This is a genomic window from Streptomyces xingningensis, from assembly GCF_054957865.1.
Window position 1 is genome coordinate 1 of the sequence record NZ_JBDJPF010000176.1, and the last position, 746, is coordinate 746.

Sequence of the window (746 nt, forward strand, 5' to 3'; positions counted from 1 at the left end):
AGGATCTTCGCTTCCTTCTCCGCTGTGATGCCGTGGTCATTCCACCTGGGGTGCTGCACTGGCAAACCTCCCTTGTGCAGCCAAGCCCAGGTAGCCGCTACCGTTTCAGCCACTGGGCGGCAGACCAATCCCGCTTCCTGCGCCAGAGTGGAATCGACATTCCACACACCGGCATGGGTGCGCCACAACGGCAATTCCGTCCACTGCGCGACTCCATGTGCAATCAGCAACTCGTCGGGCACCCATGCGAGATTCCCTCGGTTGCCGGTTACGGCAAGGCATGCTTCCAGGAATCTGGCCATGGTCTCCCGGCCGACCGGAGCCACGACGTTGTACGCCCCGCCGCTGCCAGCCAAAGTCTGGTTCAAGGCGAACGCAGCAACATCCCGTACGTCCACCGGTTGAATACCCCTGGCCGGGGACCCCGGCGCAAGGATCGTGCCGCCTTTCTCGGCTCTCCGCAACCACCAGGGCAGACGCCCCACATATTCCCCCGGGCCCAGAATCACGCCCGGCCGGAGAATCGCAACACGTTCTGCACCAAAGGCTTTGACGGCGGCCCGCTCCGCACCGGCCTTCTGACGGCCATAATACCAATCGGGCCCCTCCCACCCTTCCGGCAACCGGCCGTAGTCACCATCCGCGCCCGGAGGGCCGTCCAACAACTCCGATGTCTCCGTCAAAGGTTCATCCGGCCAACCTCGATAGGCATTGACAGTCGAGACGTAGATATACCGTCCGGCCAC

The 746-nt window shown here is 63.3% G+C and carries 1 protein-coding gene; it reads right to left on the reverse strand.

Annotation, left to right across the window (positions count from 1 at the left end):
- A partial coding sequence (locus ABCR83_RS32720) for a Rossmann-fold NAD(P)-binding domain-containing protein (RefSeq protein ID WP_462698902.1) occupies nucleotides 1-746 on the reverse strand: 746 nt, incomplete at both ends.